11 protein-coding genes are annotated in these 13,135 nt (G+C 71.4%); 5 read left to right on the forward strand and 6 right to left on the reverse strand.

Annotated elements, in window-relative coordinates:
* The first annotated feature begins 97 nt into the window (after positions 1–97).
* Positions 98–718 carry an IMPACT family protein gene (locus tag ACFOY2_RS25030; RefSeq protein WP_379530515.1) on the forward strand — a complete coding sequence of 207 codons (621 nt, stop codon included), beginning with the start codon at positions 98–100 and terminating at the stop codon, positions 716–718.
* A gap of 30 nt (positions 719–748) precedes the next feature.
* On the opposite strand, the gene ACFOY2_RS25035 is transcribed toward ACFOY2_RS25030, so the two are convergent.
* Positions 749–1,978, reverse strand: coding sequence for an isochorismate synthase (locus ACFOY2_RS25035; protein ID WP_379530516.1), 1,230 nt, complete (start codon positions 1,976–1,978; stop codon positions 749–751).
* 216 nt (positions 1,979–2,194) lie between these two features.
* Between ACFOY2_RS25035 and ACFOY2_RS25040 the strand changes: the two genes are divergently transcribed.
* Entirely contained in the window at positions 2,195–3,031 is an 837-nt protein-coding gene (locus tag ACFOY2_RS25040) for an SGNH/GDSL hydrolase family protein (RefSeq protein ID WP_379530517.1), read from the forward strand.
* Here ACFOY2_RS25040 and ACFOY2_RS25045 read toward each other — a convergent pair.
* Positions 3,028–3,744: an HNH endonuclease family protein gene (locus ACFOY2_RS25045; protein ID WP_379530518.1), complete on the reverse strand. Its 717-nt coding sequence runs from the start codon at positions 3,742–3,744 to the stop codon at positions 3,028–3,030. The genes ACFOY2_RS25040 and ACFOY2_RS25045 overlap by 4 nt on opposite strands.
* Positions 3,745–3,819: 75 nt before the next feature.
* On the opposite strand from ACFOY2_RS25045, the gene crcB (ACFOY2_RS25050) reads away from it, so the two are divergent.
* The 3 genes from crcB (ACFOY2_RS25050) (at position 3,820) to ACFOY2_RS25060 (ending at position 6,050) form a co-directional block, all read left to right on the forward strand.
* The gene (crcB, locus tag ACFOY2_RS25050; RefSeq protein WP_379530519.1) at positions 3,820–4,269 is read left to right on the forward strand and encodes a fluoride efflux transporter CrcB; all 450 of its coding nucleotides are present in this window, start codon (positions 3,820–3,822) and stop codon (positions 4,267–4,269) included.
* Positions 4,266–4,625 (forward strand): fluoride efflux transporter CrcB, encoded by a 360-nt coding sequence (gene crcB / locus ACFOY2_RS25055; RefSeq protein WP_379530520.1) that lies wholly within the window; start codon positions 4,266–4,268, stop codon positions 4,623–4,625. The genes crcB (ACFOY2_RS25050) and crcB (ACFOY2_RS25055) overlap by 4 nt, the downstream gene beginning before the upstream one ends.
* A 465-nt stretch (positions 4,626–5,090) precedes the next feature.
* Complete coding sequence (locus tag ACFOY2_RS25060; RefSeq protein ID WP_379530521.1) at positions 5,091–6,050, forward strand: S1C family serine protease; 960 nt, start codon at positions 5,091–5,093, stop codon at positions 6,048–6,050.
* Here ACFOY2_RS25060 and ACFOY2_RS25065 read toward each other — a convergent pair.
* The 4 genes from ACFOY2_RS25065 to ACFOY2_RS25080 form a co-directional block, all read right to left on the reverse strand.
* Complete coding sequence (locus ACFOY2_RS25065; RefSeq protein WP_379530522.1) at positions 6,031–7,383, reverse strand: glycosyltransferase family 4 protein; 1,353 nt, start codon at positions 7,381–7,383, stop codon at positions 6,031–6,033. The genes ACFOY2_RS25060 and ACFOY2_RS25065 overlap by 20 nt on opposite strands.
* A 158-nt stretch (positions 7,384–7,541) precedes the next feature.
* Positions 7,542–10,661: a S41 family peptidase gene (locus tag ACFOY2_RS25070; protein ID WP_379530523.1), complete on the reverse strand. Its 3,120-nt coding sequence runs from the start codon at positions 10,659–10,661 to the stop codon at positions 7,542–7,544.
* Positions 10,662–10,730: 69 nt separating this feature from the next.
* Positions 10,731–10,856, reverse strand: a complete 126-nt coding sequence (locus ACFOY2_RS25075; protein ID WP_379530524.1) for a hypothetical protein — start codon at positions 10,854–10,856, stop codon at positions 10,731–10,733.
* A gap of 90 nt (positions 10,857–10,946) precedes the next feature.
* Entirely contained in the window at positions 10,947–12,806 is a 1,860-nt protein-coding gene (locus tag ACFOY2_RS25080) for a GTP-binding protein (protein ID WP_379530525.1), read from the reverse strand.
* Positions 12,807–13,135 lie beyond the last annotated feature (329 nt).

Raw genomic sequence — 13,135 nt, forward strand, 5'->3', positions numbered from 1 at the left:
GCCCCGCCTGCCGGCCCCCACCTGTGCACCCCGCACAGACGGGCGGGGCGCACCGTGCATCACGCCGCCGTCTGGGCGAGGGCATACCCTGTCGGATGTGCCTGTCCCGTACCTCACACTCAAGACCGTCGTCGAGCACGAGAACGAGGTGCGGCGCTCGCGCTTCATCTGCGCGGTGGCCCCCGCGGGCAGCGTCGAGGAGGCGGCGGCCTTCATCGACGGGCGACGCCGCGAGCACCCGTCCGCCACCCACAACTGCAGCGCCTACGTCATCGGCCGGCGGGTCCAGAAGGGCGACGACGACGGCGAGCCGGGCGGCACCGCGGGCACGCCGATGGTGCAGGCGCTGGTCGGCAGGGGGTTCAGCGACGTGGTGGCGGTGGTGAGCCGCTATTTCGGCGGCACGCTGCTGGGCGCGGGCGGCCTGGTGCGCGCCTACGGCTCGGCGGTGACCGAGACGCTGGACCGGGCCGAGCCGGTGCGGATGGTCCCGGCCAGGCTCGTCGGCGTCGCGGTGGCGCACGACCAGGCCGGGCGGGTGGAGAACGACCTGCGCGCCTCCCGGCACGCCGTGCGCGAGGTGACCTACGCCGGTCAGGTCACCTTCGCCGTCGCGGTGGGCGTCGAGGAGGTGGCGGACTTCACCGACTGGGTGGCCACGCTGACGGCGGGACGGGCCCGCGTGGACGTGGGCGGCGAGGTCCACGTCCCCGGCTGAGGGCCGGCATGCGGACCTGCCCGGCCGAGGTCAGCCCTCCAGGGCGTACTGCATGACGCGGAACTTGGCCTGGGCCTCGGTCAGCTCGGCGGCCGGGTCGGAGTCGCCCATGATGCCGCAGCCCGCGAACAGCCGGGCCCTGCGCCCCTGGACGAGCCCGGAACGCAGCGCGATGCCCCACTCGCCGTCGCCGTTGGCATCGATCCAGCCGACGGGCCCGGCGTAGCCGGCGCGGTCCATGCCCTCCAGCTCGCGGATGACCTTGATGGCGGTCGGCGTCGGGGTGCCGCCGACGGCGGCCGTCGGGTGCATGGCCGCGACCACGTCCAGCACCGACGCCCCGTCGGCCAGGCGCCCGGTGACGTGGCTGGCCAGGTGCTGCACGTTGGGCAGCGCCAGCAGTTCTGGCTCGTCGGGCGTCTCCAGCGACGAGCACAGCGGGGCGAGGGTCTGGCGGACCGAGGCGATCGCGCACTCGTGCTCGTAACGGTCCTTCGTCGAGGCGAGCAGCGCGGCCCCGCGCGCGATGTCGTCGGCCGGGCCGGTGCCGCGCGGGGTCGTGCCGGCCAGCACCAGCGACTCGATCTCCTGGCCGGTGCGCCTGATCAGCAGTTCGGGGGTGGCGCCGACGAGCCCGGCCACGGAGAAGGTGTAGCACTCGGGGTAGCGGCGGGCCAGGCGGGCCAGCAGCAGCCGCACGTCGATGGGCCGCTCCGCGGTGGCGACCAGGTCGCGGGCGAGCACCACCTTCTCCAGTTCGCCCTCGCGGATGCGCCGGGCGGCGCGGGCCACGACGTGCTCCCATTCGGGGGCGCTCAGGCTGCCGTCGCCGTAGCTGATGCGGCCGGGGTCGCGGACGGGGGAGAAGGACTCCAGCGGCGCTTCGCCGATCGTGGTGAGCCAGGCGCGGCCGTCGCGGCGGGCCAGCACGGCCTTCGGGACGACGAGGACGGAGCCGGCCGCGTCCTCGTCGAAGGTGAAGCTGCCGAAGGCGACGGGGCCGGCGCCCGGCGTGCCCACGGCGTCGTCGGCGTGGGCGTCGCCCAGGACGGTGGCCAGCCACTCGCGGGCCCAGGCGAAGCGGCCGGGGCCTGGCGGCACGGCGACGCGGGCGGCCTGTCCCCAGCCGACGAGACCCTCGCCGTTTCTGACCCAGGCGTAGGGTGCCGTTCTGGGCAAGGAGGCCAGCAGGTCACCGGGGTCGCCGACAGGGGTGGTGCGAACCGGTAGCGGGCGGGTTGTTCCGAGCGCGACACTCACCCGAGACACTCTATGCGGGAACTGAACACGTTCGACTCAGACCCCCATGAATGAGCGGTTACGGATGATGAACCCGGAAAAAGCCTGACGCCGAGGTGTATAGAGCGCAACCTGATCATGGATGGCCTGTCAAGCGGCGATATGAAGTCGGTCCTGAAATCACAGACGTCGCCGGAACGTCATCGCAACGCGTGATCGGCTCCCTACCGTTGGCTCATGATCAATCGCCTGGCGCCCGCACTCGCCGCAGTGATTGTCCTGACCGCTTCCGGCCCGTCGCAGGCCGCCGCCCCGGCCGAGCCCGTTCCCGAGATCATGGCCGCGCTCGGCGACTCGATCTCCACCGGGTTCAACGCCTGCGGCTGGTACGTCTCCTGTGTCGCCCGCTCGTGGTCCACCGGCGACAACCAGGACGTCACCAGCCACTACCTGCGGCTGTCCGCCATGTCTGGAACGCTCCAAAAGCACAACCACAACTTCGCGGCTCCGGGAGCGACCAGCGCCGGCCTGCTCGACCAGGTGCGCAAGGCGGTCGCGGCCAAGGCCGACTACGTGACGATCCTCATCGGCGCGCAGGACGCGTGCGTGCGCACCGAGTCGGCCATGACCCCCGTGGCGACCTACCGCCGCCGCATGGACGCCGCGCTCACCGAACTGCGCGCCGGGATGCCCAGGGCCAGGGTGTTCATCGCCAGCATCCCCGACCTGCGGCGGCTGTGGCAGGTCGGCATGGTCAACCCCATGGCCCGCACGTTCTGGACGCTGGGCCGCGTCTGCCCGACGATGCTGTCCAACCCCAAGTCGGTCAAGCGGGCCGACGACGAGCGCCGGGCCAGGGTGCGGGCGCGGGTGATGGCCTACAACAAGGCGGCGGCCGAGGCGTGCGCCGCCTACGGCCCCAACTGCCGCACCGACAAGGGCGCGGTCTTCTCCTACGAGTTCACCCTCGACCACGTCAGCAAATGGGACTACTTCCACCCCAACGCCGACGGCCAGCACGTCCTGGCCGAGCAGACCTTCCGGCGCGGCTTCTCCTGGCTCGACCCGCGCTAGGCGGAGCACTGGGCCAGCATGGCCTTCTTGTCGGCCGCCGTGACGGGCACGCCGTACTTCAGCGCCACCTGCGCGAAGCGGGTGACGTAGGAGCAGCGGATGCGCCGATGCGGCGGCAGCCAGCTCGCCGGGCCCGAGGCGTCCTTCTGCTCGTTGGCCTCGCCGTCCACGGGCAGCAGGTTGAGCGGGTCGTTGGCGAAGTCGAGCCGCTTGGACGTCGACCAGCGCGGCGCGCCCATGCGCCAGGCGTAGTTCAGCGGCACCACGTGATCGACCTGCACCTCGTCGGCGTCCTTCTTGCGCCAGCGGATGATCCTGCCGGTGTAGGGGTCGGTCAGCTCCATCGAGACGACCTCGCAGCTCGAACCCGACCGGTAGGTCACCTCGCGGCCGTCGCGGGCCAGCAGGTCGTCGCGGGTACGGCAGCCGTTGCGCGCGTACGGCACCCCGGTCGCGCTGTCGGCCCAGTTCTCCCCGAACCTCGTTCGCGCGTAGCCGGTGTTGGGGCCTAACCTTTTCACGCGCAGACGTTTGACGAGGCCGCGTGCCTCGGCCTTGTCGTCGCCGGAGATGATGGGAGCCAGTCCCGGCAGGGTTCCGCTGAGGTTGCCCAGCGGGCTGGCCGCGGTGGCGGGCGAGGTCTTGGCGGTGCCGACGAAGGAAACGACGATGATGGCGCCTGCGAGGAGAGCGATGGCGTCCTTCGTGCTCAATCAGGCCTCCGTGGGGGACACCAGGTTGTCTAGAGAAATTCCCGGCATCGCTGGCTTTGACACAGGGAGGGTTGTGTGACTGATCGTCCGATCGATCCCGACGTTGATCTGCATGTTCCCGCGCAACGAGCCGAGCCGCGGGGGCCGGTGCTCGCGGCGATCGCCGTCGGGGGCGCCCTGGGGGCGCTGGCCCGATACGGCGTGCAGGTGGCGCTGCCCGGCGGGCCCGCCGCGTTCCCGTGGGCCACGTTCTGGGTGAACGTGTCGGGGTGCCTGCTGATCGGGGTGCTCATGGTGCTGATCACGGAAGTGCGGCGGGCGCACCCGCTGACGCGGCCGTTCCTGGGGGTGGGGGTGCTGGGCGGGTACACGACGTTCTCGACGTACGCGGTCGACGTGCAGCGCACGGTCGCGGCGGGGGCGGCGGCGACGGGGCTGGTCTACCTGGTCGCCACGATGGCGGCGGCGCTGGTGGCGGTGGTCGTCGGCATGCGGCTGACCAGGCGCCTGGCGGGCCGGCGATGACGCTGGTGCTGATCGTGATCGGCGCGGTGGTGGGGGCGCCGCTGCGCTACCTGGTGGACCGGGCGGTGCAGGCCCGGCACGAGACGGTCTTCCCGTGGGGGACGCTGTCGGTGAACGTGGCAGGCTCGGCGGTGCTGGGGTTCGTGGCCGCGCTGCCGGTGAACGACGGGGTGATGGCGCTGGTGGGCACGGGGTTCTGCGGGGCGCTGACGACGTACTCGACGTTCGGGTATGAGACGGTGCGGCTGCTGGAGGAGGGGGCGCGCTTCCACGCGGTCGCCAACGCCGTGGCCAGCGTGGTGGCCGGGCTGGGCGCCGCCTACTGCGGGCTCGCCCTTGCCCAGGCCTTGACCTAGCCGGGACGGGGCCCGGGGAGGTCCTTGCCTGTTGAATTCGCCGTCAAGTCTCAGCGAAGTCGCCGGATATGTCCTGATTTATGGACTAACGTCGTGATTAAGGAGGTAAACGACGGGGGGAGGTAACGATGGCTGGAACGGGCTTCCCCGAAGGAGTGCCCTGCCGACGCCGCTGGCGTTGCCGTCGTCGTAGGCGCTGGCGTCGCCGCAGGTGGTGGGGCGGGCCCTTTGGCGGCCCCTGGGGAGACAGCCGGAATTGGTGGTAGACCACCCCGAAGAGCCGCGGATCGTGACGGCTTCGGCCCGGCGTTGATTCCCACCCGGTTGGCTGCGCTCGGCGAAGCCGCCATGATCCGCCACCACGACTCATTCGAGCGTTCGCCTCGCGGCAGCGGGGCGGGCGCTTTTGTCTGCGCGCCGGAGGGGGGAGTTAGCGTGTAAGCACGTAATCAGGGAGGTATTGCCGTGGCCGATCCCCTCGACGCCTACTCCGAGGTCGTGTCCTCCGTCGCCGCCGAACTCCTGCCCAAGGTCGCCGCCGTGCGCGCGGCACGTGGGAGCGGCTCGGCCGTGGTGATCGACCCCAACGACTTCGTGACCAGCCGGTTCTTCACCCATGGCGTGCCGAGCTTCCTGCTGACCAACGCCCATGTCGTCGGCTCCTCCCGTGGCGGCACGCTCGCCTTCGCCGACGGCGGCTCCGGCGACTTCGAGGTGGTCGGGCGCGATCCGCTGTCCGACCTCGCGGTGATCAGGGCCCATATCGCCACGCCCGAGCCCGTCCAGCTCGGCGACAGCGACGAACTGGTGGTGGGGCAGCTCGTCGTGGCCGTGGGCAACCCGCTCGGGCTGGCCGGATCGGTGACGGCCGGGGTCGTGTCGGGGCTCGGCCGGTCGCTGCCCGCCCGCAGCGGGGCCGCCGTGCGCCTGATCGAGGACGTCATCCAGACCGACGCCGCGCTCAACCCCGGCAACTCGGGCGGGGCGCTGGCCGACTCCCGGGCACGGGTGGTCGGCATCAACACGGCGGTGGCCGGGGTGGGCGTCGGGCTGGCCGTGCCGGTCAACGGCACGACCCGCTCGATCGTCGCCGCGCTCATCAGGGACGGCCGGGTCAGGCGGGCCTTCCTGGGCCTGGTCACCTCCCCGGCGCCGCTGCCCGAGGACCTGCGGCGGCGCACCGGGCAGGACGGGGCGCTGCGCGTGGTGGAGGTGGTGCCGGGCTCGCCCGCGCACCGGGCGGGGCTGCACGCCGGCGACCTGGTACTGAGCGCGGGCCGCACCCCGGTGGCCGACGCGCAGAGCCTGCAGCGGCTGATGTTCGCCGAGGCGATCGCACGGCCGCTGCCGATCACCGTCTACCGCAACGGCGCCCTCGTGGACGTCATCGCCGAGCCGGTGGAGCTCACGGGCTCGGAGGTGTGACCTCCCCGGAGGGGCCGTCGCCCGACGGGGGCCTGGGCGCGGGGACCTCGACGGCCGGGGTCTGCGCGGGCTGCGGGCGGACGTAGGTGCCGTCGCGCCGGGCCAGCAGCTCCGCCAGCAGCGCGTCCCACTTCTGCCCGATCACGTCCACGTCGTAGGAGCGCGCGGTCTCCAGCGCCCCGGCCGCCAGGGCACGGCGCAACTGCTCGTCCTCGATGACGCGGATGATCGAGGCGGCCAGGTTGGCGTTCGTACGCGGCTTGACCAGCAGCCCGTCCACCTCGTTCTTGATCATTTCCTTGGGCCCGTGCGGGCTGTTGAAGCTGACGATCGACAGTCCCTTGGCCATAGCCTCCAGGATCGTCATGGGAAAGCCCTCGTGCCGGGAGCTGAGCACGTAGATCGACGCCTTCTCCAGCTCGGCCCCCACGTCGGAGGTCGGCCCCGGCAGCTCCACCTTGTCCTGCAGGCCCGCCTCGGCGATCTGCTGGGCCAGGTTTTCTTCCTGCGGCCCGGCGCCGAAGATGCGCAGCTTCCAGTCGGGATGCTGGGCGGCGACCGTCTCCCAGGCGGTGATGAGCCGGTGGAAGCCCTTGATGCGGGTCATCCTGCCGACCGCGATGGCGACCTTCGCGTCGAGCTTGGCCACGCCGCCCGACATCGGCGGCACCGCGTTGGGGATGCGGGCCAGCTTCTTCGGCTTCTTCGGCAGCGTCTCACGGTAGTCGCGCAGGTCGGCCTTGGTGAGGGTGACCAGCGCGTCGAGGCGGCGGTAGCGCCACTTGATCAGCTCCTGCATCGGCTCCGGCTGGGTGCGCAGCGCCACGTGTTCCTGCCCAACGGTGATCACGCTGGGCAGTGCTAACTGGGCCATCGCCAGATTGAGCCCCGGCCGGGTGGCCATCAGCACGCCGGTGTCGAGCGAGCGGATGTAGCGGGTCAGCTTCAGGTCCGTCCACAGGTTGAAGCGGTGGTAGGCCGACTCCTCCTTCGGGATGAGCCGGCTGGGCAGCTTCGACAGTATCGCGCGCAGCGGGTCGGGGCTCGGGTTGAGCCGGTCGTCCAAGAAGCGGAAGCGCACCCGGGGGTCGATGGGGAAGAACGGCTCCTCGGTCTCCTTGAGGATGCTCACGATCTCGACGTCGTGCTCCTTGGCCAGGTAACTCGCCAGGTTGAACACGGTCCTGATGGTGCCGCCCATGCCGTTGGCGTGCAGCAGCAGAATGCGGACCTGCTTCGTCGACGGCGGCGGCGCCGTCCGCGCCTTGCGCCGGTTGTACCCCCGGTACAGCCGGACCACCGCTGACTTTCCCTTGCGTGCCAGTGTGCGCACCTGACAAAACCCCCTTGAGGCCGGACCACGTCTCAACACACGTAGCCGGCGGCAGGGAAGGCACCCTGTCACCGGCCATTGTCTCGCCTTGATGGGTGCACAATGTTCATCCCCTGTGCGCTATCCCCACCTATGATCTTTAGACGCCCGAAAGGTACCTAAGGTTGCATACGCGGACGGTGTCGAGGGTCGGGAGTGTGCGGCGGGCGTTCGGACAGAAGATCGAGCGCGACGTCGATGGCCCGTTCGAGCTGCGTGTCGACGCCCGCGGCGTAATCCTGTGGGGTGATGTCGACCTCGATGTCCGGATCGGTGCCGTAATTCTCCACCTGCCAGCCGACGTCGTCGAAGGCGAAAGAGAACTCCGGCTGCGTGGTCACGGTGCCGTCGGCGAGCTGGTGGCGCGGCCAGATGCCGATCACACCGCCCCAGGTGCGCCTGCCGACCAGCGGGCCCAGCTTCAGCAGCTTGAAGGTGTGGCTGAAGATGTCGCCGTCGGAGCCCGCCCACTCGTTCGTGATCGCCACCAGCGGGCCGCGCGGCGACTCCGGCGGGTACGGCTCGGGGTCGCCCCATCGCGGGTAGTCGTAGCCCAGACGGCGCCTGGCCAGCTTCTCCAGCAGCAGCGGCGAGACGTGGCCGCCGCCGTTGAAACGCACGTCCACGATGAGGGCGTGCCGGTCGTACTCGGCCAGGAACCCGCGGTGGAACTCGCCGAACCCCTCCGGGCCCATGTCCGGGACGTGCAGGTAGCCGACGCGGCCGCCGGAGCGCTGGTGGCACTCGGCGCGGTTGAGGTTCACCCAGTCGCGGTAGCGGGCCGGGCGATCGTCGGCCAAGGCGCGCACCGTGACCGTGAAGACCCTCTCGTCCCTGCGCAGGGTCAGCTCGACCTCCTCGCCGGCCTGGTTGACCAGGCGCTCGTTCGGGGTGGCCGCCGCGCCGATGGGCGCGCCGTTGATGGCCAGCACCGCGTCGCCCGGCCGTACGTCCAGCCCCATCCTGTTCAGCGGCGAGGTGGTCTCCGGGTCCCACGGGTCGCCGGTGACCAGGGCGCCGATGTGGTAGACGCCGTCGCGGTGGTCCCAGTCCACGCCCAGCTTGCCCTGGCTGTAGTCGGGGCCGGGCCGGTACTCCCCGCCGCTCTCGAAGGCGTGGCTGGTGGCCAGCTCGCCGTGCAGCTCCCACAGCAGGTCGGAGAACTCGCCTCGCGTCGTCACCCGCTCCACCAGCGGCAGATAGCGCTCGTAGACGGCCTGCCAGTCGATGCCCGCCATGTCCTCGCTCCAGAAGTTCTCCAGTTGCAGCCGCCACGCCTCCCTGAACATCTGCCGCCACTCCGCCTCCGGGCCCACCGACACCTTGATCCGCGACAGGTCGATCCAGCCGCTCTCGCGGCCCGGCGCGTCCTCGTCGCTCTCGGGCACCTCGGCCGCCTTGACCACCCGCAGCCTGGACCCGGCCCGGTACAGCAGCGTCTTGTGGTCGCGGCCCAGCTCGAACTCGCTCACGCCGTCCGCGAACGTCTCGCTCCTGCCCTTGGCGAAGTCGAACAGGTGCAGCGTGTTCTCGCCCTCCAGCGGGCTGGTCAGGATCAGCGCCTTGTCCTTCAGCCCGGCGACCTGCTCGTAGCGGCCCTCGGGCAGCGGGAAGGCCGTGACACGGCTGGTCAGCCCGTCCAGGTCCACGCGCAGGCGCTCCGGCTCGTCCTCCTCCTCTTCGCCGTCGTCCTCGTTCTCCTCCAGCGGGCGCTGGCGGGGCACGAACGGGTCGGGCACGTCCGCGCGCAGCGCCACCGCGTACGGCCGGGTGCCCAGCGGGAACCCCAGGTCGAACTGGAGCTGGTCGTAGACGGGAGAGAAGACCCGCTGGCCGATGAAGTACAGGTAGCGGCCCTGCGGATCGAAGGCCGGCATGAAGTCCTTCAGCACCGGCTCGCTGGCCTGCGTGGTGCGGCCGCTCTCCGCGTCGTACAGCTTGATCGCGCTGGACTTGGCGCTGAGCGGGCTCGCGTAGGCCAGCCACGTCCCGTCAGGGGACCAGGCCGGATCCTCCGGCGGACCGTGCGGGTTGGCCTCGACCAGCGTGGCCCGCCCCGTCTCCAGATCGAGCAGATGCAGCTCGTCGCGGTGGTTGACGACGGCCACGCGGTCGTGCGCCGGGTCGGGCGCCAGCTCGTTGACCCGCCCCAGCCTGGCCACCTCCCTGCCCGCGCCGCCCTCGCGGCCTTGGAGGATCACCAGCCTCTCCTCGTCGCCGTCGTCGCTGGCCGCCGCGATCAGCCGTTCGCCGTCGTTGAGCCAGGTCAGGAAGCGGTAGCGGACGCCGTCGGGGGAGCCGTGCTGGCGTACGGGGCCCTCCCAGTGGGCCATCGCGTACGCCTTGCCGCGCGAGGTGACGGCCAGCGCGCTGCCGTCGGGGCCGAGCCGGGCGCTGTCGAGGTAGTCGGCGGCCTCGACGAACCTGCGGTTGCGCTGCGTCCTGGAGCTGGCCAGCCGCACCTCCAGCCGGCGCGGCCGCTCGCCGGGCTCCAGCAGGTACAGGTCCGCGCCCGCGTGGTAGACCAGCCGGTGGCCGTCTCCCGACAGGTTGCGGGCGTAGTAGTCGTCGTGGTGGGTGAGCTTGCGCAGGTCCTGGCCGTCCGGGGTGCAGGAGTAGACGTTGCCGACGCCCTCGTGGTCGGAGATGAAGCACACCCGCTCGCCGCTCCAGCACGGCGAGGCCAGGTTGCCCGGCAGCGCGATCAGCCGCCTGAAGGCGCCGTCGCCTTGGGGATCGATCCACAGGTCGCCGACCGTCCCGCCGCGGTAGCGCTTCCAGCGCGCCGGGTCGGCGGTGTTGCGGCCGAGCACGATCATCCCGTCGGGCCCATAGGCGATCGAGTTCGCCGGCCCGTACGGCAGCCGCTCGGGGACGCCGCCCGGCTTGACCCGGTGCAGCCATTTGCTGCCCTCGAACGGCTGGGACTGGTCGCTGGCATACAGGATGCGCCCGTCGGGGTCCCAGCCGGTGACCGTGCAGCGCGCCCCGTGGAAGGTCACGCGGCGCGCGGCCCCGCCGTCGGCCGGCATCACGTAGACCTCTTCCGGGCCCTCCTCCCTGCCGACGAACGCGAGTTGGTCGCCCGGCGGGGAGATCCTCGGGTATCCCGCCTCGGCGAGCCCGGCGGTCAGCCGGAAGGCCCGGCCGCCCTGGGCGGAGACCATCCACAGATCGTCCTCGGCCGCGAAGACGACCACGTCCTGGAAGACGGCGGGAAAGCGGAGGTAGGCCGACATGAGAGCAACTCCATGGTCGATCTGACAGCCGGGGTCGGGCCCCTCGGCTGTCAGATCATGTCACCCGGATCAGGTCTCTTCCGTCGTCGGCTTCCTGTTTTCCCGCTTTGCCTCCTTGGCCTGCCTGCTGCTCTTGAGGGCCTGCTTCTTGGATTTACCGGACTTGGCGGCGGGTTTCTTCTTCGTGTCTCCCATGGAGATCCCCCCCTGAACGGATGAGATGCGCTGCTGATTAGCACATCGACCCACTTACTACCCATATTCCCCCGAAACCCGACATATCGCCTAGCGGGTCGGCCGGTCGCCGGACGACTCCGACCACCACGCGCCCTCGCCGTGCGACAGGCCCGGCAGCCGCCGCTCGAACTCGTGCACCGAGGCCGCAGGCAGCTCCCCCTCCAGCAGCCAGGTGTCCTGCGCCCTGCGGGTCTCGCGCAGCATGCCGCCCAGGCCCGCCAGGCCGGCCGTGACCGCGCCGAACGTCTCCAGCGGCACCTCCAGCTCGAAGCGGTGGCACGGCTCGTACACCGTGGTGCCCGCCAGCCGCAGCGCCCGCATGAGCACGACGGGCACGCGCCCGCGGAAGTCGGCCGCCACCGTGACAGGGGCCACGTAGCCGGTTCTGGTCAGCGTGACCATGACGTCGGTGACCGGCCAGCCCCGCGGGCCCTCGCCCAGCGTCAGCCGGACGCTCTCCTCGATCGCCCGGTGGTAGGCCAGCGGCAGCGACCCCAGATCCACCTCCAGCCGGTAGCCCACCCCCGTGCCCTTGGCGGCCGGCTCGACGCGCAGACCCACGGTCGCCATGAACTCGTTGGGGCCGTGACGCTCGATGGCCTCCACCGCCTCGGCGGCGCGGCTGGGGCGCTCGAAGCAGGCAGGGCGGCTCGGCTCGAACTCGGCCTCCACCCCGAACTCCCTGGCCAGGGTCTCGCCGATGACCTCCTTCTGCACCTCCCCGTAGAGCAGGACGCAGGTCTGGCCGCCGGACAGCGTGCGCGTGCCGATCAGCGGATCCTGCTCGGCCAGGGCCAGCAGGGCGGCGTGCAGGCGGGGCTCCTGGCCCCTGACGCGGGGCCGGACGACGGTCTCCAGACTGGGCGGCGTGAAGTGCGCCTGACCGGCCTTGCCGGGCTCGCCCACGTGATCGCCGACGCGGATCTCCGGAACACCCCAGACCTTGACGATGTCGCCGGCCGCCCCCTCGCGCCGGCCGGGGGAGCCGGCGACCGACAGGGCCGTCAGGCGGCCCTCGTAGGAGCCCTGGAGGCCGTCGCGGTGGAAGGTCAGGTGCTCGCGGGCGCGCAGGACGCCCTCGCGAACCCGCAGGTAGGCCGCCTTCTCGCCGGAGGGCGCCCGCTCGATCGCGAACACCGAGGCCCGCGCCGCCCCGTCGTCGTCGCCGGGCCGCACCGAGGGCAGCAGCCGGATGCCGTCGAGCAGCGCGGCCACGCCCTCGCCGGTCAACGCCGAGCCGAACAACACCGGATGCGCGACCCCGCCGGCGCACAGCCGCGCCAGCGCCTCGCGTATCCGGTCGAATCCGGGCGTCCCGCCCTCGACGAGCTGTTCCAGCAGCCCGTCGTCGTGCTCGGCGAGCACTTCGGCCGCCTCCCGCACCCCGGAGGCGCCGACCGGCTGGACGCAGGCCCGCGCGGTGCCGAGGTCGCGCACGGTGTTCAGCGCGACACTGCACGGCGACAGCCGCCGCCGGATGTCGGCGAGGAGCTCCCGCTCCCTGGCCCCCGCCCGGTCGATCTTGTTCACGAAGATCAGCGTGGGCAGCCGCAGCCTGCGCAGAGTCTTCATCAGGACCCGCGTGTGCGGCTGGACGCCCTCGACGGCCGACAGCACCAGCACGGCGCCGTCGAGCACGCCGAGCGCCCGCTCCACCTCGGCCACGAAATCGGCGTGGCCGGGCGTGTCCACCAGGTTGACCCGCAGGTCACCCAGCGTGAAGGAGGCGACGGCCGCGCGGATCGTGATGCCGCGGCGGCGTTCGATCTCGCCGGTGTCGGTCTGTGTGCTGCCCGCATCTACGCTGCCGAGCCGGTCGATGACCCCGGTCTCGAACAGCAGCCGCTCAGTGAGGCTGGTCTTGCCCGCGTCTACGTGCGCGAGAATGCCGATGTTCAGGATGTGCATGCGTGGTCGAGCCCTCGAGAACTCTCGTGCCAATGGGGCGCTGGGATGTTCCGAGGCGACGCCGCATCGCATGCTCCTGATCGTCGGCGGACTGGTGCCCGCCCATCCTGCCAGCGGCCGCCGGGCACGGGCCAGCCATTTTTGAAGCGCTCCCCATGACTAAAGTCGGGGGATTCCAGCCAGCTCAGGCTCCGTCTGTGCGGTGGCCTGGGCTGCTGTTGCTTGGCGGTTCGCCTTGCGGCCCACGCGGTTGCGTGGTTTGCGCGCCCCAGCTCGCACACCCGGACTGGGCTGCACGAACTCCGCCCTCCCGGCGGTGAGGATGTTCT

The organism is Nonomuraea purpurea (assembly GCF_042650645.1).
In the GTDB taxonomy this organism is placed as follows: domain Bacteria; phylum Actinomycetota; class Actinomycetes; order Streptosporangiales; family Streptosporangiaceae; genus Nonomuraea; species Nonomuraea purpurea.

What these genes read in the sequence shown, in the direction of transcription:
- ACFOY2_RS25075 (WP_379530524.1), bottom strand. Translation starts at nt 10,856, where the DNA reads ATGGGAGACACGAAGAAGAAACCCGCCGCCAAGTCCGGTAAATCCAAG.
- crcB (WP_379530520.1), top strand. Translation starts at nt 4,266, where the DNA reads ATGACGCTGGTGCTGATCGTGATCGGCGCGGTGGTGGGGGCGCCGCTG.
- ACFOY2_RS25070 (WP_379530523.1), bottom strand. Translation starts at nt 10,661, where the DNA reads ATGTCGGCCTACCTCCGCTTTCCCGCCGTCTTCCAGGACGTGGTCGTC.
- ACFOY2_RS25040 (WP_379530517.1), top strand. Translation starts at nt 2,195, where the DNA reads ATGATCAATCGCCTGGCGCCCGCACTCGCCGCAGTGATTGTCCTGACC.
- ACFOY2_RS25080 (WP_379530525.1), bottom strand. Translation starts at nt 12,806, where the DNA reads ATGCACATCCTGAACATCGGCATTCTCGCGCACGTAGACGCGGGCAAG.